We start from the raw sequence: 21291 nt of genomic DNA, 5'->3' as shown, positions 1-21291 counted from the left end.
CTTCTCCATCAGTAGGCCCCCTGACCGCCGAAGACGGCGCGGAAGGTCTTCCACAAGATCACGGCGTCGAGCGCGAGCGACCAGTCCTCGACGTAGCGCAGGTCGAGGCGGATCGACTCCTCCCACGACAGGTCGCTGCGTCCGCTCACCTGCCAGAGACCGGTCAGACCGGGCTTCACGAGCAGGCGGCGCCGCACGTCCGAGGAGTACTTCGCGGTCTCCTCCGGCAGCGGCGGGCGTGGACCGACGAGCGACATGCTGCCCGCGAGGACGTTGAACAGCTGGGGCAGCTCGTCGATCGAGTACCGGCGCAGGAACGTGCCGACCCTGGTGATGCGCGGGTCCTTCTTCATCTTGAACAGCAGACCGTGCCCCTCGTTCGCGGCGGCCAGCCTGGTGCGCAAGGCGTCGGCGTTGGTGACCATGGTGCGGAACTTGATGATCGTGAACGGCACCCCGCCCTTGCCGACCCGCTTCTGGCGGTAGAACACGGGTCCACGGCTGTCGATCATCACGAACGCGGCGACGGCGAACATCAGCGGCGCCAGCAGGATCAGCAGGAAGAACGCTCCGACGCGGTCGACGACGTCCTTGACCAGGCGGCGGAACCCGCTCAACGCGGGCTCGCTGACCCGCAGCAGCGGCATGCCGAGGACTGCGCTCATGTGCAACCGAGGGCCCGCGACCTCCATCAGGCCGGGCGAGACGACCATCTCGGCACCGGAACCCTCCAGGGCCCAGGCGAGCTGCTGGAGCCGGCGGGGCGTCCAGTAGGCGTCGGGAGTGACGGCGACGATGCGGTAACCGCCGCGGCGGACGTGGTCGGCGAGCTCGCGCAGCTGACCGACGACGGGCACGCCGTCGACCTCCGTGCCGGAGCGGCCGCGACCGTCGATCGTGCAGATCGCGTCGACGCGCCAGCCCAGGTGGGCGACTCGCTTGGTGCGGTGGATCAGGTCCTCGACGGTGTCCAGGTTGCCGGCGGCGAGGACGGAGAGCAGGAAACGGCCTTCACTGCGGCCGCGGTGCAGCGGGCGGCGCAGCAGATAACGCATGGGGAACGCGACCAGGGCGATCGCGGGTACCACGACGAAGACCCACAGGCGTGCGCCGGGGATGTCGACGGCGAGCGCTCCGAGGCCGAGCGCTACGACGGCACCGAACAAACCCCGGCCCAGTCTTCGGAACTCCTCGGCCCCCTGACCGAGAACGGTCGGCGTCCACACCCGGTTGATCGCGAGCGATCCGGCGACGACGACCACTGTGAGTATGTCCAGCAGGGCAAGAGAAAGCGGCCCGAAGGCCGTGTGACGGATGCTCATGACGGCGCCGGTGGCGATGACGACCAGGGCAACGGTCAGCACATCGGCCGTGATCACGGCGTAGCGGTAGCGACTTTCCCACCGGGCGACAGGTGGGTGAGTCTGTCTGTGTTCGGACAGCGGATTGAGCGTGGAGCGCAGCCCGTCGACATCACGGGCGGCGCGGACCTGCTCACTCATCGTTTCTGACTCCCCGGCTCAGCGGCGATTCCGGACGTGCACGTACGCAGGTCACCCCGAGGACCTTGGAACCTGGATCTGTCGCGATCTCCGGCAACGCCTCTTTCAGGCTCGGCGCCCGAAGCTCGCAACCGGTGATTCGCGCGTCCCGGCATCCGCGTTACAGGCCGCGGAAAAATCTTTCCCGGATGGCCCGAATATGGGAGTGACGCGCGTCTCACCGTCTCGAAACCCTGCCCGCGCAAGACGATTCCTCGTGTCCACATGAGACATAAAGGTTACGTATGCCAAGCGGGAATGGTTCAGAACAAGGTCTTCGGACCCTAGTCGGATCGACTGCGATTGTGCATGTTCTTACCGCTGAACGGAGTAATGTCTTACCTCCGAACGGAAATGCGAACCTCGTCGCCCTCGACGACCACCACGTCGCCGTCGCGCAGCTGGGCACCGCGCCGCAGCTCCACAGAGCCGTTGACGTGGACTTCCCCGTCCTCGATGAGCTCCTTCGCGTGCCCGCCGTCCTCGGCGAGCTGAGCCAGCTTGAGGAACTGTCCTAGCCTGATCGGCTCTTCGGAGATCTCCACCGTCCGCATGAGCCCATCATCCCAGTAGGGCGCACCCCAGTGCTTGCTCGGGGGCACACACCAGCGCGTTCGGGTGAAGTCGTTGACAGGCTTGAACGCATGAAAACTTCGAGGGGACACATCGCCTGGTTGGCGGTGTCCGGAGTGGTCTGCGTCGCGATAACGATCTTCGCCGCGAGCGCGTACGTCACTCTGGACATGGCTCAGGCGCGGCCCGCGTTGCGCGGCCCGGTCCATTACGGCCTGCTCGTCACCCACATCTTCACCGGAACGGTCGCCGTCCTGGCGGGTGTCTCGCAGTTCTGGCCAGGTCTGCGCGCGAAGCATCCGCGCGTGCACCGGGTGCTGGGACGCGTGTACTTCGCCGGCGTGCTGCCGTCGTCGGTGCTCGGTGTCGTCGTCGCTCAGCTCTCGCTGTACGGCCTTGCCACGTCAGGACCGCTGACGGTGCTGTCGGTGCTCTGGTTCGCCAGTGCGGTCCAGGGCCTGCGGACGGCCCGGCGGCGCCAGTTCGGCGAACACCGCATCTGGATGATCCGCGGTTTCGCACTGACCACCGCCGCCGTGACCGGCCGGCTGTGGGGACTGCTGCTCGGCGCACTGCTCAACCCTGCCGACGACGCTGCCGGGCTGATGGTCTTCGCCACCGCGAACTGGCTGTCGTTCGTGGTGAACCTGCTGGTCGCCGAGTGGTGGATCCAGTCGCGGGGTTACACCCGCGCCTTGCCCTCCTCGGCGCTCAGGCCGAGCATCTCGAGCAGGTCAGCGCAGTCGAGCGCGTCCGTGGCGTGACAGGCCACGGTCCGTGCCGCCTTGCTGTTCTGAATCGTGCTGTGCTCCTTCTCCAGAGCTTTGGCCTCGGCGAAGGTGCCGGTTTCGGGCTCGGCGATCGCGGGACGCGCCCAAGTCATGTCGTGCCTGCTTCCGCATCGGGGGATGCGGTCATCATGACAACGGGATCACCGAAACACCAGAACTTGTGCTTTCCGTAATCGATCACCCACGCTGCGTGCCACCGGTGGGAGCGCTTTCTTCGTTCGCATTTCAAACGATTTTCGCCTGTTTTATCGGCCGTACCTCAGCACCGACTCCACTTCGGTCACAAATGCAACCAGCCGTTCGTCGTCGACGTCGTCCGGCGTGGGGCCGTCCACCGCGAGCCGTTGCAGCGCAACGGAAGTGGTGGCGCTCTCCCGCGCCAGGCGGCGGAACCCGAACGTCGCCTCGTAGAGCGACACCGCGGTGGCCAGTGCGGCCAAAGTCGTTGCGGCGAAACCCCACACGGCCCTGCGCGGCCCGTCGGCCATCCCCACCGCGGCGGCGGCAGCGGCGGCGATGAAGAGGGCGGCCGCGATCGCGACAGTCCACGTCCGCGCGCTGGAGTACCGCTTGCGCGCGCGTTCGAAGTGGTCGAGGCGGTCCTGGAAACGGTGCCGCAGATAGGCTTCGACGAACTGGGCCTGGCGTTGCTTGTCGCTCATGTCCTGACCACCTCGTGCTTGCGGTCGCTGACCGCGGCCTCCAGGTCCGCCACCTTGTCCTGGCGGGCTTCCTCCGTGCCCGGCGCGGGCGACGCGAGGTGCGCGAAGTACAGCGCTCGCAGGCGTTCCGCGCGCGAACGGGCGGTGAGGTACTTGTCGAGCGACTCGCGCTTGCGGGCCACGATCGTGATGGTCGCGGCGAACGCACCGCCCGCAACGACGAGCACACCGGGCCACGGCGTGTCCTTGAGCCACGTCTGCAACGCGGCGAACACCGTCGTCGTCAGGCCGCCCGCGATCGCGAGCACGGCCGTGAGACGGTACCGGTTCTGCTCGACCTCGGCCTGCGCGTCGAGCTCCTGGAACGCCGGCGCGACGACCTGGTTGGCGTCGTGGATGGCGTCCGCGAGCATCGGGTACGCGACGACGAAACCGGGGTCGACCAACGGCCGCGCTTCCGGTGCACGGTAACGGACCTCTGGCCAGATCCTCGGCGGCTTGACGGGCTTCTCCTTGCCCAGCAACCGGTCCAGCGCGGTGACGACCTTGCCGGCACCTTCGTCGACGTGGACGATGAAGATCTTCCCGCTGCGCACCAGGACCGCGAGGTCGCCGGAGAGGTCACCGGTCGCGATGCGGTCGGCGAGGCCACCTGTGCCCGCGATCACCAGCAGCGGCCTGTCCGCGCTGAGGTGGTCGACGACCTCCTTCTCGTTCTCGCCTCCGACGACGAGAGCGATCACCGGCTTCTTGTGCCGGACGGCGTCGATCGTGCGGAACAGCACCGGTGTCGCGTCCGTCCACTCCGAACCCGGGACGATGACGGCGACGCTGTGGTTGGGTTCCAGCGCGATCTGACCGTTGGTGGAGGTTTCGGTGAGGTCGTGGACCTTGCTGCTCGGTGCGACACCGACGACGACGGGCCAGCGCTGCTCGCAGGCCTGCAAAGCCATGCCCAGCAAGTGGACAACGCCTCTGTCGGTGCCTTCGGTGACGAACACGGCACTGTTGCGCGCCGCGGTCACGACGACGGATCTGAGCACCGGCAACAACTTCGCGGCGAGATCCGTCTCGATGTCTTCGGTGGAGCCGAAGACCGAGATCACCGTCCGCCCTCGGGGCAAGCCGAGGGCCTTGGGTTTGATGTCGGCGTCCGGCTGGGACAGCCGTTTGACTGTCGGGCCGCCTGCTGTGGGCATGCCGCGCACGATAACGCCGTGATCGATGCCAGACCAGAGCCCGTTAGATCTCATCCTCCTCGTCCACGGGCACTTCCTGCTGCTGCTCGTAGGCGTCGGCCTCGTTCGCCTCCAGCGGCGGCTCCGGCGTCTCGACCGGCTCCCGCGGGACGACCTCCCGCTGCTGCTCCTGCACGTCGGCGTCGGGTGCTTCGGGGTTCATGCCGTGCGGTTTCCCTGGGAGGAGGTCTTCCACACCTGCCTGATCAGCTCGTCGAGGTCGCTCAGATCGTTGACGACGACCTCGGCACCAGCCGCCCGGAGCTCGTCCTCGGTGTTGCGCCCCGTGGCCACAGCCACCAGCCGCACTCCCGCAGTCAGCGCGGCGTGGACGTCGTGCGGGGTGTCACCGATGAGCACGACCTCGTCGGGGGTGAACGGCCGGAGGTGCCGCGCGCGTTCACGGGCGAAGGTCACGAGTTCGGCGCGGTCGAGATGATCATCGCCGAACGCGCTCACGTCCCAGTCGACGAGGTGCGCCAGCCCGAACACCTCCATCTTGAGGAGCGCGACGCTGCGCAGGTTCCCGGTCAGCACGCCCTGGTGCACGCGCGGCTCGTTCGCGAAGTGCTCGAGCGCCTGGAGGGCACCGGGCAGCACCTCGGCGTGCACCGGGTAGTCCTCGCGACGGGCGTGGAACGCGTTCGCCAGCGCGGTGGCGAGGAGCTGGGACGCCTCGTCCGTGTGTTCGATGTCGTGCTGGCGCAGGACCTCGGCGATGACGTCCAGCTCGGTGCGTCCGCCGAAGTCGACCGGGCCGTTCAGCGCCCTGCCGAACGCGCCGAGGAACGCCTCGTCGTACATCAGTTTGCCGAAGCCGCGCGCCGTGATCAGCGTGTTGTCGATGTCCCACAGCACCAGCAGTTCGGGCCCGGTCACCGGACCACCACCCCTCCACCCGTAAAATGCCTGCTCATGACCTCGATCGACCCCGCAGAGCTGGAAGTCTGCCTGCGCGTGCTTGCCCAGGTCGAGGACCTGCCCGCGGAGCACGAGGACGCGGTGCGCGTCCGCCGGGCCACCGCGAAGATCTTCAAGGCCGCGAAGAAGTTCCGGAAGTCCGAGCGCAAGGCTGCCATCACGGCCAACGACCGGGCTGTGACGGCGCTCACCGCCACAGGGTCGCCGGACCGCATCGACGACGAGACGCAGGGCCTGCCCCTGGTGTCGAACGCTGTCGGAGCTTCCGCCGGCACGTTGATGCGCGCCCGGTCCTGCTACACGTGCCGCAAGCGGTTCGTCGAGGTAGACGCCTTCTACCACAACCTGTGTCCGTCGTGTGCCGCGTTCAACCACAGCAAGCGCGACGCCCGCACGGACCTGACCGGCCGCAACGCGCTGCTGACCGGTGGCCGCGCGAAGATCGGCATGTACATCGCGCTGCGGCTGCTGCGTGACGGCGCGCACACCACGATCACGACCCGGTTCCCGAAGGACGCCGCGCGCCGGTTCGCCTCGATGCCGGACTCCCCCGAGTGGATCGACCGGCTCAAGATCGTGGGCATCGACCTGCGCGACCCGGCCCAGGTGCTGGCGCTCGCGGACGAGGTGGCCGCGCACGGCCCGTTGGACGTGCTCATCAACAACGCCGCACAGACGGTCCGCCGCTCTGCCGGTGCCTACGCGCCCCTGGCGTCCGCCGAGCACGAGGCGCTGACCGGTGACGCGCGGCGTCCCGAGCTGATCTCGTTCGGCGGCCACGGCCAGCTTGCACTGCCCGGCACCGCGGTTCCCGAAGCGCACTCGGTGACGACGCTCGCGTTGATGGCGGGCTCGAAGGACATCGACGCGGGCGGCCTGGTGCCGGACACCGCCGCGGTCAACTCGTGGATCCAGAACGTCGACGAGGTGGACCCGGTGGAGCTGCTCGAGGTGCAGCTGTGCAACTCGACCGCGCCGTTCCTGCTGATCTCGCGCCTGCGTTCGGCGATGGCCAAGTCGTCGTTCCGGCGCAAGTACGTGGTGAACGTGTCCGCAATGGAGGGTCAGTTCTCCCGCGCCTACAAGGGTTCCGGGCACCCGCACACGAACATGGCCAAGGCCGCGCTGAACATGTTGACGCGCACGAGCGCCGAGGAGATGCTGCAGACCGACGGCATCCTGATGACGGCCGTCGACACGGGCTGGATCACCGACGAGCGCCCGCACCCGTTGAAGATGCGGCTCGCCGACGAGGGCTTCCACGCCCCGTTGGACCTGGTGGACGGCGCGGCGCGGGTGTACGACCCGATCGTGCGCGGTGAGGCGGGCGAGGACCTGTACGGCTGCTTCCTGAAGGACTACGCGCCAGCCGCCTGGTAGGCCCCCCGCGCGGGATGAACGGCGCATTTGTGCACCTGAGGTGGACAAATGCGCCGTTCATCCGTTGACGCACGTGTCCGAGGTACCCGTCGGACGCACCCGAACGAGCCCTTTCGTCACCGGTCAGGCCTATTCGACCACCTGTTCGAGTACTCATTTGTCATGAGGACTGTGTGGCGGGGAGCACTCCGGTTCGGGATGACGACGATGACGGTGCGGCTGGTGTCGGCGGCCACCGAGCACCGCAGCAGGGTGCACCTGGTGCACCGCGAGGACAGCGGGCGCGTCCGCCATCAGCAGGTGTGCGGCGAGTGCTCGTTGCGGCTGACGCCGGAGGACATCGGGCGGGGCTACGAGCTCGACGACGGGCGCATCGTGCAGATCGACCCCGGCGACCTGCCGGCGCCCGAGGACGGCGTGATCGACGTGCAGCAGTTCGCGCCGCAGGTCGACCTCGACCCGGTGGCGCTGCACCGCCCGTACTACGTCGAACCGGACGACCTGTCGGTGCGGTCGTACGTGCTGCTACGGGAGACGCTGGAGCGCACCAAGACGGCGGCGATCGTGAAGTTCGGGTTGCGGGGCAAGGACACGCTGGCCGCGCTGAGGCCGCAGCACGGGGTGATCGTGCTGCACACGTTGCTGTGGCCGGACGAGGTGCGGGAGCCGCACTTCGCGTTCCTGCACCGCGACACGGAGGTGCGGACCGGGGAACTGGCGGCCGCGGCGGCGCTGGTGCGGGCGCAGACCCGTCCGTTCAAGCCGCACGACTACCCGAACACGCACCAGGAGGCGTTGCTGCACCTGGTGGAGGCGAACGTCTAGCTGCGTCGCGCCACCAGCTCCTGAGGGTGCGGGCGGACGACGCGCGTACCGGGGATGAACGCGGGTCGTCCGCCCGTGCTCCCAGGGGCACTACTATCGGCGACCATGCTCGCCGGCCCGTCCGACCTCGTCGACCTGCTCGAATGCGAGCACCGCAGCTACCTCGGCCGAGCCGACCGGCAAGGCGACCCGGACGCGCTGCACGCCGAGGCCGAGCGCACGGCCGCCGAGATGCGGGCCGGCAAGGACCTCGTCGAGAACGCCGTGTTCTTCGACGGCGTCTTCCACTGCACGGCGCAAACCCTCGTGCTCACCCCGGACGGCTACGAGCCGTGCGACGAAGCACAGGAGGCCACTCCCCTGGCCGTCCTGTCGCTGACCGCCGCGGCGCAGGCATGCGGGGCCGCTCGCGCACACCTGATCGTCGACGGTCGGCGCACGACGTTCCGCATCGCCGACTTCACGCCGTTGCTGAGTCGGCTGAAAACCCGGCTCGCGAAGCCCCCACCTGCACCGAAGCGGTCGTGGGGCGATGTCAGGGCCGCGTGCAACGGCTGCCGTTTCGCTCGTCACTGCGCCGCCGGACGTGAGGAGGCGCGTGACCTCTCGCTCGTGGCGGGCCTGCGGGCCGACCAGCGACGGAAGCTGGTTTCAGCCGGCATTGACACGATCGACGCCCTTGCGGCCACCGAGGAACGGCCGACCACCCTGTCCCCCGCGAGCTTCACCGCGCTGACCGCGCAGGCCCGACTCCAGGTGCAGCAGGAACGCACCGGCGTGACCAGCTACGAGGTCGTCGCCCCGGAAGCGCTGCAGAACCTGCCCGACCCGGCCGACCACGACGTCTTCCTCGAAGTCGACGGCGACACGTTCCGGACGCCGGGCTGGGAGGGCACGTTCGCGGAGTTCGTCGAGCGCACGCCGTCCGGCACGGTCTACCACTTCACGCCGCACGACCTCGCCGGCCGCGCCGCGCGGTCCGCGACCATGGAGTCCGAAGTGGACGAACTGGTGCGGAGGTGCGTCGACCTCGGCGCGTTGACGCGGCGGGTGCTGCGGGTGTCCACGCGGGAGTACACGCTCCAGGCGCTGAAACCGTTGCTGGACGACGAGAATCCGACCCGAGGTGTTCGCGATCTGCTGGAGCGGATCAAGCGCGAGCACGAAATCGAGACCGCGCCGCCGCAGGAGCAGGACGAGGCGGCGCGTGAGAAGGCCGCCGAGCGGGCACGGCGGATGGCCGCGCTGACCGAGCCGTTGATCGCCGAGGGGCACGCGTTGTTCGCGGCGACGGTCGGCTACCACCGGCGTGAGGCGAGTCCGGCGTGGGGTGACTTCTTCCGCCAGGCCAGCGCACCCATCTCCGATCTCGAGACCGACTCCAACTGCGCGGTGCCGATCACGTTGCGCGCCGAGGACTGGGTGCCGCCGAGCGGGCGGGTGCGCACGCACAAACGTCAGGTACACGCGCGGATCGACCCGGAGCGGCCGCACCCGTTCGGCGCGGGCGAGCAGGTCCGGCTGCTCTACCCCGGCAACGTCACGCGCAACGCCGTGGTGGCGGACGACAACCCGTACGAGCTCGTGCTGACCGAGAGCAACGCGCAGGAGCACTCCGAACTGCCCGTCGCCGTGCTGCCGGGCAGCCCGGTGCCCGCCGCGCCCAAGGACGAGGCCGTCGCGGAACTGGCCGAGCAGGCGATCCACCTGCTGCCGCTGCTCCCCCGCAACCCCGGCATCGACCTGCTGCTGCGCACCCCGCCGGGGGCGTTGCCGCAGCACGACGACGTGGTGCAGGCCGTGATCAAGGCCGTCGACCAGCTCGACGGCGGCACGCTGGCCGTGCAGGGACCGCCCGGCGCCGGCAAGACCTACCTCGCGACCAAGCTCGTGAAGCACCTGATCGACCAGGGCAAGACCGTCGCGGTGACGTCCACGTCGCACAAGGCCGTCGAGAACGTGCTGTCCAGTGCGGACCCGAGCATCCCGATGGCCAAGCGCCCCAAGGGAAAGCCCGAGGAGGGCCTGCCCTGGGACCAGCCCAGGGACAACGGCGCGCTGGCACGGTGGCGCGAGGAACACCCGCAGGGGCACCTGGTCGGCGGCACCGCGTGGACGTTCTCCAACGCCGTGATCAAGGCGCAGCCGTTCGACGTGATGATCATCGACGAGGCCGGCCAGTTCGCACTGGCCGACGCGGTCGCGGTCGCCACGGCCGCCAAGAACCTCGTGCTGCTGGGAGATCCGCAGCAGCTGCCGCAGGTCGTGCAGGGCGTGCACCCGCCCGGCTCGGACGCCTCCGCGCTCGGCCACCTGCTCGGCGACGCGGACGTGATCCCCGAGCACCTCGGCTACTTCCTCGCCGAGACGCGCCGGATGCACCCGGCCGTGTGCCGGCCGGTGTCCGACCTCTCCTACGCCGGACTGCTCCATTCGCACGAAACCGCCGCCCACCGGTGGATCGACGGCATCGAGCCCGGCATCTACCTGCGCGAGGTCGATCACCGCCACAACATCACGTCGTCGACCGAGGAGGCGGACGCGGTGGTGGACACCGTCCGCGCGCTCGTCGGTCGTACGTGGACGGACAACGGCAAAACGCGCGAACTGACCGATGGGGACATCCTCGTCGTGGCGCCGTACAACCTGCAGGTCAGAGTGATCAGGCGCAGGCTCGCCGATGCGGGCTTCGACGAGACGCGGGTGGGCACAGTGGACCGCTTCCAGGGCCAGGAGGCACCCGCGGTCATCATGTCGATGACGTCGTCGTCCACCGTGGACCTACCCCGTGGCCTGGACTTTCTTTTGTCACGTAACAGATTGAACGTGGCACTGTCCCGTGCCCAGGCGCTCGCCGTGATGATCTGCTCGCCTCGGCTGCTGGACGCCGACGTCCGCGGCGTGGACCAGATGCGGCTGGTGGCCGGGATGCTCGGCCTGCTCGAAAAGATGAAGAAATTCCCCATTTGACGATGCAAGTGTTGTCGGACAGTGACCTTTCCACCTCTCTGTGTTGCTAGCGTGGCGCGGTTCACCCGGTCGGGTGATCAAGAAAGTGAATGCGCTCGTCCCCCCGTGCACAACCAGAGCAGGAGACATCCGTTGGCAAGTAGAGTTCTCGGCGCGTTCGTGGTGGCTGGCACCGCGGTTCTGACCTCGCTGGCGCTCGCCACCCCGGCGTTCGCACACACCCCGACGGTGAACGTCGACTGTGACGAGGCGGCCAAGCAGTCCGTGCTGAGCGTGGAACTCAGGGACTACAACACCCGCAAGGGCCAGAACACCCTGACCGTCGAGATCGACGGGAAGCAGGTCGAGCAGATCAAGTTCGACAACGGCCTGCCGACCAAGAAGTGGCCGACCACCAGCACGGAGGACCACACCTACAAGGTGACGGTCCGGGCCTCTGACGACCCCGACATCGAGAACCAGAACCCGTACTGGAGCAGGGTCTTCACCCTCGACAACAAGAAGTGCGTGAAGACGCCGCCGGCCACGACGACGAAGCCGGTCAAGCAGGTCACCACGACCACGGAGGCGCCCTCGACCTCCGCGCCGTCGTCGACGACGCCGACTGCGCCGGCTCCCGGTGGCAGCACGCCGGAACCGCCGCTCGCCGCGACCGGTGCGTCCCCGATGTGGCTGCTGCTCTCGGGTCTGGGCCTCGTCGGTGCCGGTGCCGGCACCCTGCTGTTCCTGCGCCGCCGCCGCAGCGCGTGATGCTGTTTTGAAGTCACGCGGGAGTCCTGCGTTACCTTCAGAGGAACGCGGGGCCCCCGCGTGCGGTCAGATCAGAGGGGCAGGGTGGTTTCCGGGGCGTGGCCCTCGCGGATGAACCACTCGGTGCCGAACGCGAAGGCGAACGTCTCGTCGTCCATCGCCAGGAAGAACGACTGCTCCGGGATCTGCGAGGCGTGCGCGCGCATCGCGGCCCGCTTCACGTCCAGGTACTTCGTCACGTCGACCCGTGCGGTGATCGCCGCTTCCGGCGTGCCCGCCTCTTCCGGCGACTCGAGGTTCTCGACACCGACGCGCCGGAACGCTTCTCGCATGTTCTCGCGGCTCATCGTCGCCTGGTAGACGGCCGGGGTGCCCGCGATCTCCGCGGCCCGCTTGCCCACCCGGTGGACCTGGATGTGGTCCGGGTGGCCGTAGCCGCCGAAGCTGTCGTAGATCGTGAGGACCTGCGCGTCCTCGTCGGCGAGGATCGCCGCCAGTTTCTGGGCCGCCTCCTCGACGTCCGCGGTCCAGAACGACCCCGGCTGGTCGTTGAGCTCGTCCCCCATCATCCCGGAATCCCTGTACCCCAGGAACTCCACGCGTGCGACGCCCAGCAGGTCGGCCGACGCGTGCGTCTCCACCACTCGCCGCTGCCAGAGTTCCTCGTTCTCCTCCAGGAAGTCCGGGATCTCTCCTGCCTCGCCACGGGTCGCCACGACGAGCACGACCCGGTGCCCCTCCTCGAACGCCTTCCGCATCACGCCACCCGTCACGATGCACTCGTCGTCGGGATGCGCGTGGAACGTCACCAGTGTGGCCATGCCGACGACGTTACCCGCCAAGGGACTTCGGCAATCCCCAACGCATGTGAAAGGGCGGCGCCTCCCCCAGAACACCAGGTCTGGAAGGCGCCGCCCCTCGGCGAACAGGTGGAGCTATCGCAGGGTCAGGTTCCAGGCGTTGATGTACCCGGTGTCACCGGAGTACACGTCCTGGACCCGCAGCTTCCACGTGCCCGCCGCGACCTCGGACGAGGCGTTGACCGTGTAGGTCGCCACCACGTTGTCGGCACTGTCCGAAGAGGACGAGTTCTTCAGCCGGTAGGCGGTGCCGTCCGGCGCGATGAGGTCGATCACCAGGTCACCGCGGTAGGTGTGGACGATGTCCACGCCGACCTTGGTGGTGGAGGAGGCGTTGCCCGTCACCGTGGAGGTGATCGACGACGTGACCGTGCCCATGTCCGTGATCGCGACGTCGGTCGTGTTCTCCAGGCCACCGCTGGGCGGCGGCGTGGTGTCCACGGCGTTGACGGCCTTGGTCGCGTCCGCGAGACCGGCGCCGCAGCCGCCCGAGCAGGTGCCGGGAAGCGGACGGGCGTTGGTCTTGATCAGGTCCTTGACCTGGGCCGGGGTGAGCGACGGCTTCTTGGCCACCAGCAGTGCCGCGAGGCCCGCGATGTGCGGAGCGGCCATCGACGTGCCCTGGTAGGGCTTGTAGTTCTCGGCACCGGGGGTGGTGGTGCCCGCGTTCAGCGTCGACCAGATGCCGTTCTCCGGCGTGGTGATCGTGCCGGGGGTGTCGGTGCCGCGACGGGTCTCGCCGCCGGGCGCCGCGATGTCGATGCGGGTGCCGAAGTTCGAGTAGAACGCCTTGTTGCCCTCACGACCGGTGGCCGCGACGGTGATGACACCGGAGCAGTTGGCCGGGGTGAAGTTCGCGACGTTCATGTTCGAGTTGCCGGCTGCGACGACGACCGTGGTGCCGCGGTTGATGGCACCGTTGATCGCGTTCTGGTAGGTCGTCGAGCAGGACGACTGACCGCCCAGCGACATGTTGATGACCTTGGCGGGCGTGGCGTTCGCGGGAACACCGCTCACCGTGCCGCCGGACGCCCAGGTGATCGCGTCGGCGATGTCCGAGGTCGCGCCACCGCACTTGGCGAGCACGCGCAACGGCTGGATCTTGGCGTCGTAGGCGATGCCCGCGATGCCCTTGCTGTTGTTCGTGGACGCGGCGATGGTGCCGGCCACGTGGGTGCCGTGCCAGGACGAGCCCTGGTCGGCGGCGGGCACCGGGTTGCCGCTGGCATCGGTGCCGCACTCACCGCGGGCGACCCAGTCGCCCTCGTCGGCCGGGTTGGCGTCACGGCCGTTGTTGTCACGGGCGCGCGCGGCGTCCGACACGAAGTCGTAGCCCGCGACGACCCTGGCCGACAGGTCGCTGTGCGCGACGTAGCCGGTGTCGATCACGGCGACGGTCACGCCGGCGCCGGTGGTGCTGGACCACGCACCGGGCACGTTCATGCCCGCGGTGGCTTCGAACAGGTCCCACTGCCGGGAGTACTCGGTGTCGTTCGGGTCGGCGAACGGCTGCATCAGCAGGTCCGGCTCGACGTAGGCGACATCGGGGTCGTTCTTGAACGCCTGGATCGTGTTGTCCGCGTTCGCGGTCTTCGAGCCGAGGTCGACGACGACGGCACCGCTCGACATGCGGCGGTGCACGGACTTGCCCTTGCTCTTCACGTCGTCCGAGGCAGCGGAGTCGGACGAGGCTTCAGCGGTGCCGGGCTTGTAGCCGACGATCAGCCGCTCGAAGGGACGGTTCACCTGGGTCGAGTCCGGCTGGGACTGAACCGGGGCGGGGGCCGCGTTGACTGGTGAGACAACGCTGAGCACAGCGGCGGAGACTGCCGCGGCGCACAGGCTCGTGCGTCGCAATCCGTTCACGAGACGGGTCCTTCCACACAGGGCCTTCGCGTGCCGTTGAGGGCGTCAGGGATCTGAACCGGCTGCGGAGGTGACGAGGACCGTAAGTCGCGGCAAACCTGCGAAAACAGGTCTAGCGGAGTCCGAATAACGACACTGGCGTGTTCACGACACGGCCACTGCTCTGAATGGCGCACAATATGGCCGTGTTCGGACACTTGGGCGTCTCATCGGAGCTGTCGGCCGTCTACGAGCTCCTGGTAACGGGCGGCAGCCGCACCACCGAGGAGATCGGCGTCGCGCGCGAGCTGCTGGAGCAGATGGTGGAGCTGGGCATGGTCCGCCACCTGCCGGGAGACGTGTGGCAGGCGGTCGCGCCGGACCTCGCCGTCGAGGCGCTCATCGCCACCCGCGAGGAGCAGAACCGCAGGGCGCGCGCGGACGTCGGCCCGTTGATGGAGCTGTACCTGCGCAACCGCGACGAGGAGCTCGCGGACAACGCGTTCGTCGACGTGGTCTCCGGCGCCGGCGCGGTGCGCGAGCTGTGGCACACCCTGCTGCGCGGCGCCCGCGAGGAGGTCTGCGTGCTGGACCAGCCGCCGTACGTGACGCCGCTGGGCGAACACGTGGCGCTGGAAGACGAAACGCGCGAACGGGACGTGCAGTGGCGCGTGGTCTACGACCGGTCCGCTGTGGACATCCCCGGCCGCGTCACCGAGATCATCGAACTGGTCGCGGCCGGCGAACGGGCCCGCGTCACCCCGACGCTGCCGTTCAAGCTCGCCGTGATCGACACGCACGCGGCCGTCCTGCCCGTGGCGAACGGCGACGTGGTGGACAAGGTCCTGCTGATCCGGCCGTCGGCGTTGCTGGACGTGCTGCGCTCGACGTTCGAACTGTACTGGGACAAGGGAATCCCGTTCAGTCCAGGCGGGATCTACGCGGCGGCCGCGGACGTGGACCCGAACCTGCTCGGGCTGCTCGCCGCCGGGTTGACGGACGAGTCCATCGCACGGCAGCTGGGGCTCGCGCCGCGGACTGTGCAGCGGCGGGTGCGGCAGCTGATGGACCGGTGCGGGGCGCAGACGCGGTTCCAGGCCGGGGTGCAGGCGATGCGGCGAGGCTGGTTGTAAGACACCGAAAGACTCGTGCAACCTCACGTGATCTTCGTGGCGTCTCCCCTTGTGCAAGCAAAAAACCACTGCATGGGGGAAACATGCGCAAAGCATTGGCCGCTGTCCTGACGGGCGCGGCACTCGTCGGTCTCGCGAGCACGGCCTCCGCCGCTGACCAGACCGACTTCCCGTGGCCGCCGAAGGACATCACGCCGGTCCACAAGACCAAGGCGGAACTGCAGAAGCAGGCCGAGGAGTTCTCCGCACACCAGCGGCAGAGCTTCCCCGCGATCTTCCCCGGCGCCCAGTACGTCACGCCGGGCCTCTGGGGCGGCGAGCGCGGCGGACAGTTCGAAGAAGGCATGCAGTACATGGCCAACCAGGTCTTCTTCAGGCAGCACGGCGAGAAGACCAGTGTGATCATGCAGGTCAACGCTCCCGGCCTCTTCTCCCGCTCGCCGAAGGAGTTCTGCGAGCAGACGACCTGCGTCGGCACGGTCAGCGACGGCCAGGGCGGCGTGATCGTCTTCTCCGAGGACGAGCGCTACCACAACGACAGGGACGCGCACAACTTCCGCCCGAACGGCGAGGTGGTCTGGATCCAGGGTGACAAGAGCGACGATCTGGCTGTGCTGGGAGCGGTGGCCTCCGACCGCGCCTACACGTTCACGCGTTAGCGAAAACTCGTGTGCAACCTCTGGTGATCTTGAAGCGTCTCCTCCTGTGCAAGCAAGAACTCGCCATTGGGGGATCAATGCGCAAGGTAATGGCGGCTGCCCTGACGGGCCTCGCACTCGTCGCTCTCGCGGGCACCGCGTCGGCACAGTCCACAACGGCTGACTACCCGTGGCCGCCGAAGGACGTCACGCCGGTCCACAAGACCAAGGCGGAGCTGCAGAAGCAGGCCGACGGCTTCTCCGCACGTCAGAAGCAGACCTACCCGCGGGCCTTCCGGGGCGCGCAGAACGTCGAGCCGGGCCCGTGGGGCGGCGAGGCGGCGGGCGTGTTCGACGACATGCAGTACATGGGCAACACCGTGACGTTCGACTACAAGGGACAGAACGTCATGACGTACACGCAGGTCAACGCGCCTGGCTTCCACCAGTGGTCGCCGAAGGAGTACTGCGAGAAGTACGCCAAGTGCACCGGCAGCACGAGCGACCACCGCGGTGGTCTGACCGTGTTCAGCAAGGACGAGCAGTTCGGCATCACGTCGGCCCGCAACTGGCGGCCGAACGGTGAGGTCGTCTGGGTCCAGAGCTGGACGCCGGGCACCGAGGCGCAGCTGGCGGTTCTGGCCGCCGACCGCGCCTTCACGTTCACCAGGTAGGGCAACAGGAGCGGGCGCTTCCGGTCGTGGAGTCACCGGAAGCGCCCGTTCTGTCAACTGGCGACCTTGCGCGCGGCCACCAGCTGTCCGTCCGCGAACCCCTCGACGCGCACCTCGCGTCCGGTCGCGGTCAACGTGGCGGTGTGCGCGCCGTCGGTCACGTCCAGAGAGGTGGCCGGGCGGCCGTCCACGTAGATGTCCACCCGGTCGAGGTTCACGGTGTCCAGCGAGACGGTCGTTCCCGCGACCGCCACTCCGAGCCGGCGCACCGGCAGCGCGGCGAGCAGCGAGCCCGCCCGCGCGAGCAGATCCACGTTGCCCTGCAACAGATCCGCGCGCGTCACCTGGTGCTGGTGCGTCGGGCGCACGCCGAGGTCCTCCACCGGAGTGCCGGCGAGCTTGCCGACGCGCAACGTGCGGCGGATCGACACGCGCATGTTCGCCTTGTTGGGCAACGGCTTGTACGGCGACTCGGGGTCGAGCGGCGCCGGGATCTTCAGCAGCGTCGCCAGCAACCCGTGCGTCCACACGTTCGCACCACCGGCACCGGTGTTGTCGTCCACGCCGAGGATCGGGCCCAGCTCGTGGTCGGCCCAGCCCGCGGCGAAGATGTCGGTGGCGGAGTAGCACCGCGCGTCGGTGATCAGCACGACCGGGCCGTGGTAGGTCTGGCCCACGGCGTTCGCGCCGTCGGCCGGTGTGATCGTGTGCGCGCAGGAGAACGCCTGGCCGGTCTCGGTCGAGGAGTCGAGCGACGGGAACCACGGGCCGAGGTCGATCTGCCCGGTCGGGTCGTCCGCGTGACGCCGGCAGATCCGCAGGTTCAGCGGCGTGCTGAGGAACTGCACGGGTTCCGGGTCGATGCGGCGCGGCGTCATGGTCTGCAGCAGGAACTCCGACGCGAAGATGTGACCGCCGCCGTTGTCGCGGACGTCGACGATGAGTCCGTTCTGCGGCAACAAGGCTGCGAGCCGGACGAACTCGGCGAGGAACGCCTCCGGGTCTTCCACGCTGAACGTGAAGATCCGCAGGTGTCCGAACTCGCCGGACGGCGTGGTGACCGGACGCGCGCGGAACACACCGGGCATGGTCGTCGGCACGTCCTGCGCCGCCATCGCGACGGCGCCACCGGCCGCTTCCGCCTGGACGACCTTGGGCGCGTGCAACAACTTCTTGGCGCGGGACTTCTCGTCCGAGTCCAGGTCGACGCCCTGCGCGGCCGCGGCCGGGCTCAGTGAGTCGACGTCGGTCATCGGCGGCAGGTTGTCGGTGACCTGCCAGTCGACCCGGATCTCCTCCTGGGCGCCGTTTTCGTTGCGGTAGCTGACGATCACCCAGTCCTCGTCGGGCGGGAGCTGGATCACCAAGGGGCGCAACGTGAGCGACTCGAGGCCGCGGGCGAGGTTCGCGGCGGTGTTGCTGCCCGCGAAGATCGCGCCGTTGAGCGCCACGGCCCGCGCGATCGGGGTGCCGTTCCAGTGCGTCACCTCGGCGCCGACCGAAAGACCGTTGAAGTTCGCGACCGTGCGAGCCACGAGGTAGTGCTCGGTGCCGTCGTCGGCGAAGCAGCGCTCCAGCTGGAACGGCAGGAAGGCGATCTTGCCCGCGAACGGCGCGGGCAGCAGGTAGTTCGTGTGCAGGTCGCGCACCGAGTGGAACGTGCTCGACAGCTCGCGGTGGAACTGCCACTCCGGCTCGGCGGTGGCGTCGGTCTGCCGTTCGAGTCTGGCTCTGAGCACCCTGAGTCTCTGCACGGGGTTCACCGCGTGCATCGCGACCTTCAGAGGCAGGTGCGCGTAGTTCTGCTCGAGCAACACCAATGCCTGATCGACGATCAGCTTGCGCTGCGCCAGGGTGAGCGTGCCCGCCGTGGCGAGGAACTCGGCGAGTCCGACCGAGTTCACGACATTCGGGTGAGCGGTTGCGGTCATGGTGGGGCCTCCTTGCCAAGTAGAGGCTTTCCAGGGCCGCTGGATACACCTTTTTCACCCGTTCGGCCGCTAACCGGAGCAGTTTCGAGGACGACAACTGGAGTAAAGGGAGGGCGGCGATGAGTCCACGGACCCTGGAACTGCGCATCCACGGTGTCAACAACACGCCGCCGTACGCGATGCTGGCCCTCCCCGACCACGCGGTCGAACAGTTCCGCGGCGATCGTTTCGGCAGTTTCTGGCGCCCGAAGCCGGACAAGCTCGCCGAACTGCCGGCCGACCACGCCGGGCAGGTGGCGCAGGACGTGCGGCGCGAGGCGTACTCGTGGGGCGGCATGGCGCGCAGCAGCCCAGGCGTGCCGGGCAGCGGGGTGCCGTCGGTGCTCGCGAACGTGCTGGGGCGCATCGGCTGGGCGTTGCTGCTCCCGTTCGGCCTGGCGAACGTCGCCTACTGGTCGCGCAGGCTGCCCGACGACTCGATTCCTACGACCAAGCGCATGGTGTGGTGGAACGCGGGGCGTGGCGCCGCCTCGACCCGGCTGTTCGGGCTGGGGCTCACGGTGTTGCTGGTGCTCGCGGTGTGCGAGGTGGCGATCGACGTCTACGCGATCCAGTGCTCGTTGCCCGGCGTCACGTGCAAGCAGCTCCCGGAGTTCATGGACCTGCTCGGCGATCCGCCGCGGCACGTCCGGGTGCTCGCCGCGTCCGCCGTGCCGGTGCTGCTGTTGCTCGGGCTGCTGGCGCTGACCTCGTTGTCGCGCAGCAGGTACGAGATGACGACGATGCGCCGCGCTCCCGTGCGGCGGCCGGGGGTGATGCTCAGCCGGTCGTCGATGTGGGAGGGCAGTCCGCGGATCCGCCGGCTCACCCGCCTGCACATCGCGGCGGGGTGCTGCGTGGTGGTGCTGGCGACGAGCACCCAGTTGTGGCAGCACGGGTTCTTCCTGGTGCTCACCGCGTTGGCGGGCGGAGTTCTGGCGTTCGTGACGGCACGCGTGGTGGTGACCGCGACCGACTGCCCGGACGTGCCGTCGACCGAGAAGGGCGGCCTGTGGTCGTGGCTGCTGATGATCTCGGCGGTGATCGTGCTGGTGGCGCACGGGTTCGCGCTGTACGCGATCGCGCCGGCCTTCGACGGGCCGCTGTGGCTGACGTCGTGGGGACCGCCGGTGGTCACCGTGGCGCTGGTCGGGTCGGTGCTGGCGGCGTGGTCGTGGCGACGCAACGACGCCAAGGGGCCGCTCGTTCTGCTGGTGCTGTTCGTGGCGTTCATGGTTGCCACGTACTGGATCCCGCTCACCTGGGTGGGCGCTCTCGTGTTCGGCGGTGCGCTGGCGTGGCGGGCCAGGCCGCGTGCCGGTGACGAGTGGCAGGCCTGGCGTGGCGCGGGACCCGGTGTGCTGCTGGGGTTGTCGCTGACGTCGTCGGTGATGCTGTCGGCGGTGCTGGTGCTGACGTTCCGCGGCTGGGTCGGCACGGGTCTGCGGGTGCCGTCGTTCTACTCGTGGTTCAGCGCGGCCTTCGCGTGCGCGCTGGTTCCGCTGGTGCTGCTGGTGATCGCGCAGGCCTTCGTGCTGCTCTCCAGGGTTGCGCGGCCTTCTGTGCTGGATGACGAGGCCGCGGTGCTCGTGGTGCGGGTGCGGCACGTCGTCGCCGTGACGCATCGCGCGGAGAACGTCGCCGGTGTGCTGTCGACGCTCGGTGTGCTCGCGCTGGTGCTGACGTGCTACCTGACGTTCGCGTCGCCGGCGTGGACTGCCTCGTGGGGCGTGACGTGGGTGGTGGACAAGGGCGACTGGGTGACCGGGCTCGCCGGGGTGGCGGTGATCGGGTCGTTCGTGGGCGCGGGGATGCTGACCAACCGCAGGCCGCTCGGGCTGCTGTGGGACCTGATGTGCTTCCTGCCGCGCACGGCCCACCCGTTCGCACCGCCGTGCTACGCCGAGCGCGCGGTGCCGGAGATCGCCGACCGCGCCCGCGAGTTCCTCGACTCCGGGCGTGATCACCGTGTCGTGCTGTCCGCGCACAGCCTCGGCGCGGTGCTGGCGGTGGCGGCGCTGTTCGCGTTGCCGGAGGGGTATTTGGGGCGCGTTCAGCTGCTGACGTACGGCGTGCAGCTGCGGCCGTACTTCGGGCGGATCTTCCCCGAACTGCTCGGTCCCGCCGTCCTGGGCACGCCGGAGGTGCGGGCGGGTGCGATGTTCTCGTGTGACCCGTGGCGCCGGGAGCCCGGCGCGACACCGGATCGCGGCCTGTCGGTGCTGCTCGGCGCGAACTGGATCAACCTGTGGCGCCGCACCGACTACCTGGGCTTTCCGGTGCACGGCTGGGAACCGAACTCCGTCGACCGCCGCGCGTCCGAGACCGACGGGTCTCCGGACAAGGTGGAGACCCACGGCGACTACCACTGCAGCGCGGCATATCGGCAGGCGTTCACCGACCTGGTTGCGCGTGACCTGGGCTAACCCCTGCACCAAGTCAAGCATTTCACTCAAACCAGACATACTTTTTTGGCGCGAAAAGCACGTTCGGGCCATCTATCGGCCCGAACGTGCTTTT

At 68.7% G+C, this 21291-nt stretch carries 18 protein-coding genes; 9 read left to right on the top strand and 9 right to left on the bottom strand.

Annotation, left to right across the window (positions count from 1 at the left end; translation table 11 throughout):
• Window positions 1-8: 8 nt before the first annotated feature.
• Both ACFOWZ_RS32275 and ACFOWZ_RS32270 read right to left on the bottom strand, forming a co-directional pair.
• Window positions 9-1502, bottom strand: coding sequence for a sugar transferase (locus ACFOWZ_RS32275; protein ID WP_382377719.1), 1494 nt, complete (start codon window positions 1500-1502; stop codon window positions 9-11).
• Between the two features lie 377 nt (window positions 1503-1879).
• Entirely contained in the window at window positions 1880-2095 is a 216-nt protein-coding gene (locus ACFOWZ_RS32270; RefSeq protein WP_030472749.1) for an RNA-binding S4 domain-containing protein, read from the bottom strand.
• Window positions 2096-2185: 90 nt separating this feature from the next.
• Here ACFOWZ_RS32270 and ACFOWZ_RS32265 point away from each other — a divergent pair, with 90 nt between their 5' ends.
• Window positions 2186-2878: a DUF2306 domain-containing protein gene (locus ACFOWZ_RS32265; RefSeq protein ID WP_382377718.1), complete on the top strand. Its 693-nt coding sequence runs from the start codon at window positions 2186-2188 to the stop codon at window positions 2876-2878.
• A 272-nt stretch (window positions 2879-3150) separates the two neighbouring features.
• Here ACFOWZ_RS32265 and ACFOWZ_RS32260 read toward each other — a convergent pair whose 3' ends face one another.
• Genes ACFOWZ_RS32260 through ACFOWZ_RS32245 form a run of 4 tightly spaced genes read right to left on the bottom strand, consistent with a single transcriptional unit; the run spans window position 3151 to window position 5684 of the window.
• Window positions 3151-3567 (bottom strand): SLATT domain-containing protein, encoded by a 417-nt coding sequence (locus tag ACFOWZ_RS32260; RefSeq protein WP_030472751.1) that lies wholly within the window; start codon window positions 3565-3567, stop codon window positions 3151-3153.
• A complete protein-coding gene (locus ACFOWZ_RS32255; protein ID WP_382377717.1) occupies window positions 3564-4766 on the bottom strand; it encodes a hypothetical protein in 1203 nt (400 codons plus the stop codon). Before ACFOWZ_RS32255 ends, ACFOWZ_RS32260 begins: the two co-directional genes overlap by 4 nt.
• Before the next feature lie 43 nt (window positions 4767-4809).
• Window positions 4810-4968: a hypothetical protein gene (locus ACFOWZ_RS32250; protein ID WP_382377716.1), complete on the bottom strand. Its 159-nt coding sequence runs from the start codon at window positions 4966-4968 to the stop codon at window positions 4810-4812.
• Complete coding sequence (locus ACFOWZ_RS32245) at window positions 4965-5684, bottom strand: HAD family hydrolase (protein ID WP_382377715.1); 720 nt, start codon at window positions 5682-5684, stop codon at window positions 4965-4967. Before ACFOWZ_RS32245 ends, ACFOWZ_RS32250 begins: the two co-directional genes overlap by 4 nt.
• A gap of 36 nt (window positions 5685-5720) precedes the next feature.
• On the opposite strand from ACFOWZ_RS32245, the gene ACFOWZ_RS32240 reads away from it, so the two are divergent.
• The 4 genes from ACFOWZ_RS32240 to ACFOWZ_RS32225 all read left to right on the top strand — a co-directional run bounded on the left by ACFOWZ_RS32240 (window position 5721) and on the right by ACFOWZ_RS32225 (window position 11651).
• Window positions 5721-7106, top strand: a complete 1386-nt coding sequence (locus tag ACFOWZ_RS32240) for an SDR family NAD(P)-dependent oxidoreductase (protein WP_382377714.1) — start codon at window positions 5721-5723, stop codon at window positions 7104-7106.
• 162 nt (window positions 7107-7268) lie between these two features.
• Window positions 7269-7931 (top strand): non-homologous end joining protein Ku, encoded by a 663-nt coding sequence (gene ku / locus ACFOWZ_RS32235; protein WP_382377713.1) that lies wholly within the window; start codon window positions 7269-7271, stop codon window positions 7929-7931.
• Window positions 7932-8036: 105 nt separating this feature from the next.
• On the top strand, window positions 8037-10901 hold the full coding sequence (locus tag ACFOWZ_RS32230; protein WP_382377712.1) for a bifunctional RecB family nuclease/DEAD/DEAH box helicase: 2865 nt from the start codon (window positions 8037-8039) through the stop codon (window positions 10899-10901).
• Between the two features lie 132 nt (window positions 10902-11033).
• Window positions 11034-11651 (top strand): LPXTG cell wall anchor domain-containing protein, encoded by a 618-nt coding sequence (locus tag ACFOWZ_RS32225; RefSeq protein WP_382377711.1) that lies wholly within the window; start codon window positions 11034-11036, stop codon window positions 11649-11651.
• A gap of 71 nt (window positions 11652-11722) precedes the next feature.
• Here the strand turns inward: ACFOWZ_RS32225 and ACFOWZ_RS32220 are convergent, their stop codons facing one another.
• Window positions 11723-12472, bottom strand: a complete 750-nt coding sequence (locus tag ACFOWZ_RS32220; protein WP_382377710.1) for a PIG-L family deacetylase — start codon at window positions 12470-12472, stop codon at window positions 11723-11725.
• 114 nt (window positions 12473-12586) lie between these two features.
• Entirely contained in the window at window positions 12587-14377 is a 1791-nt protein-coding gene (locus ACFOWZ_RS32215) for a S8 family serine peptidase (protein WP_382377709.1), read from the bottom strand.
• A gap of 185 nt (window positions 14378-14562) precedes the next feature.
• Between ACFOWZ_RS32215 and ACFOWZ_RS32210 the strand changes: the two genes are divergently transcribed.
• The 3 genes from ACFOWZ_RS32210 to ACFOWZ_RS32200 all read left to right on the top strand — a co-directional run bounded on the left by ACFOWZ_RS32210 (window position 14563) and on the right by ACFOWZ_RS32200 (window position 16801).
• A complete protein-coding gene (locus ACFOWZ_RS32210) occupies window positions 14563-15489 on the top strand; it encodes a LuxR C-terminal-related transcriptional regulator (protein WP_382377708.1) in 927 nt (308 codons plus the stop codon).
• An 83-nt stretch (window positions 15490-15572) separates the two neighbouring features.
• On the top strand, window positions 15573-16148 hold the full coding sequence (locus ACFOWZ_RS32205) for a hypothetical protein (RefSeq protein ID WP_382377706.1): 576 nt from the start codon (window positions 15573-15575) through the stop codon (window positions 16146-16148).
• 77 nt (window positions 16149-16225) lie between these two features.
• Window positions 16226-16801 carry a hypothetical protein gene (locus tag ACFOWZ_RS32200; RefSeq protein WP_382377705.1) on the top strand — a complete coding sequence of 192 codons (576 nt, stop codon included), beginning with the start codon at window positions 16226-16228 and terminating at the stop codon, window positions 16799-16801.
• 53 nt (window positions 16802-16854) lie between these two features.
• Here ACFOWZ_RS32200 and ACFOWZ_RS32195 read toward each other — a convergent pair whose 3' ends face one another.
• Window positions 16855-18732, bottom strand: coding sequence for a S41 family peptidase (locus ACFOWZ_RS32195; protein WP_382377704.1), 1878 nt, complete (start codon window positions 18730-18732; stop codon window positions 16855-16857).
• A 119-nt stretch (window positions 18733-18851) separates the two neighbouring features.
• Between ACFOWZ_RS32195 and ACFOWZ_RS32190 the strand changes: the two genes are divergently transcribed.
• Window positions 18852-21197: a hypothetical protein gene (locus ACFOWZ_RS32190; protein WP_382377703.1), complete on the top strand. Its 2346-nt coding sequence runs from the start codon at window positions 18852-18854 to the stop codon at window positions 21195-21197.
• Window positions 21198-21291 lie beyond the last annotated feature (94 nt).

The organism is Lentzea rhizosphaerae (genome assembly GCF_042649515.1).
In the GTDB taxonomy this organism is placed as follows: Bacteria; Actinomycetota; Actinomycetes; order Mycobacteriales; family Pseudonocardiaceae; genus Lentzea; species Lentzea aerocolonigenes.
The sequence above is the reverse complement of the archived record's forward strand: the minus strand, read 5'-3'. Positions and strand labels throughout refer to the sequence as shown.

Coding starts and splice junctions, on each gene's coding strand:
- ACFOWZ_RS32275 (WP_382377719.1), bottom strand. CDS start 1,502: ATGAGTGAGCAGGTCCGCGCCGCCCGTGATGTCGACGGGCTGCGCTCC.
- ACFOWZ_RS32270 (WP_030472749.1), bottom strand. CDS start 2,095: ATGCGGACGGTGGAGATCTCCGAAGAGCCGATCAGGCTAGGACAGTTC.
- ACFOWZ_RS32265 (WP_382377718.1), top strand. CDS start 2,186: ATGAAAACTTCGAGGGGACACATCGCCTGGTTGGCGGTGTCCGGAGTG.
- ACFOWZ_RS32260 (WP_030472751.1), bottom strand. CDS start 3,567: ATGAGCGACAAGCAACGCCAGGCCCAGTTCGTCGAAGCCTATCTGCGG.
- ACFOWZ_RS32255 (WP_382377717.1), bottom strand. CDS start 4,766: ATGCCCACAGCAGGCGGCCCGACAGTCAAACGGCTGTCCCAGCCGGAC.
- ACFOWZ_RS32250 (WP_382377716.1), bottom strand. CDS start 4,968: ATGAACCCCGAAGCACCCGACGCCGACGTGCAGGAGCAGCAGCGGGAG.
- ACFOWZ_RS32240 (WP_382377714.1), top strand. CDS start 5,721: ATGACCTCGATCGACCCCGCAGAGCTGGAAGTCTGCCTGCGCGTGCTT.
- ku (WP_382377713.1), top strand. CDS start 7,269: ATGAGGACTGTGTGGCGGGGAGCACTCCGGTTCGGGATGACGACGATG.
- ACFOWZ_RS32230 (WP_382377712.1), top strand. CDS start 8,037: ATGCTCGCCGGCCCGTCCGACCTCGTCGACCTGCTCGAATGCGAGCAC.
- ACFOWZ_RS32220 (WP_382377710.1), bottom strand. CDS start 12,472: ATGGCCACACTGGTGACGTTCCACGCGCATCCCGACGACGAGTGCATC.
- ACFOWZ_RS32205 (WP_382377706.1), top strand. CDS start 15,573: ATGCGCAAAGCATTGGCCGCTGTCCTGACGGGCGCGGCACTCGTCGGT.
- ACFOWZ_RS32200 (WP_382377705.1), top strand. CDS start 16,226: ATGCGCAAGGTAATGGCGGCTGCCCTGACGGGCCTCGCACTCGTCGCT.
- ACFOWZ_RS32195 (WP_382377704.1), bottom strand. CDS start 18,732: ATGACCGCAACCGCTCACCCGAATGTCGTGAACTCGGTCGGACTCGCC.
- ACFOWZ_RS32190 (WP_382377703.1), top strand. CDS start 18,852: ATGAGTCCACGGACCCTGGAACTGCGCATCCACGGTGTCAACAACACG.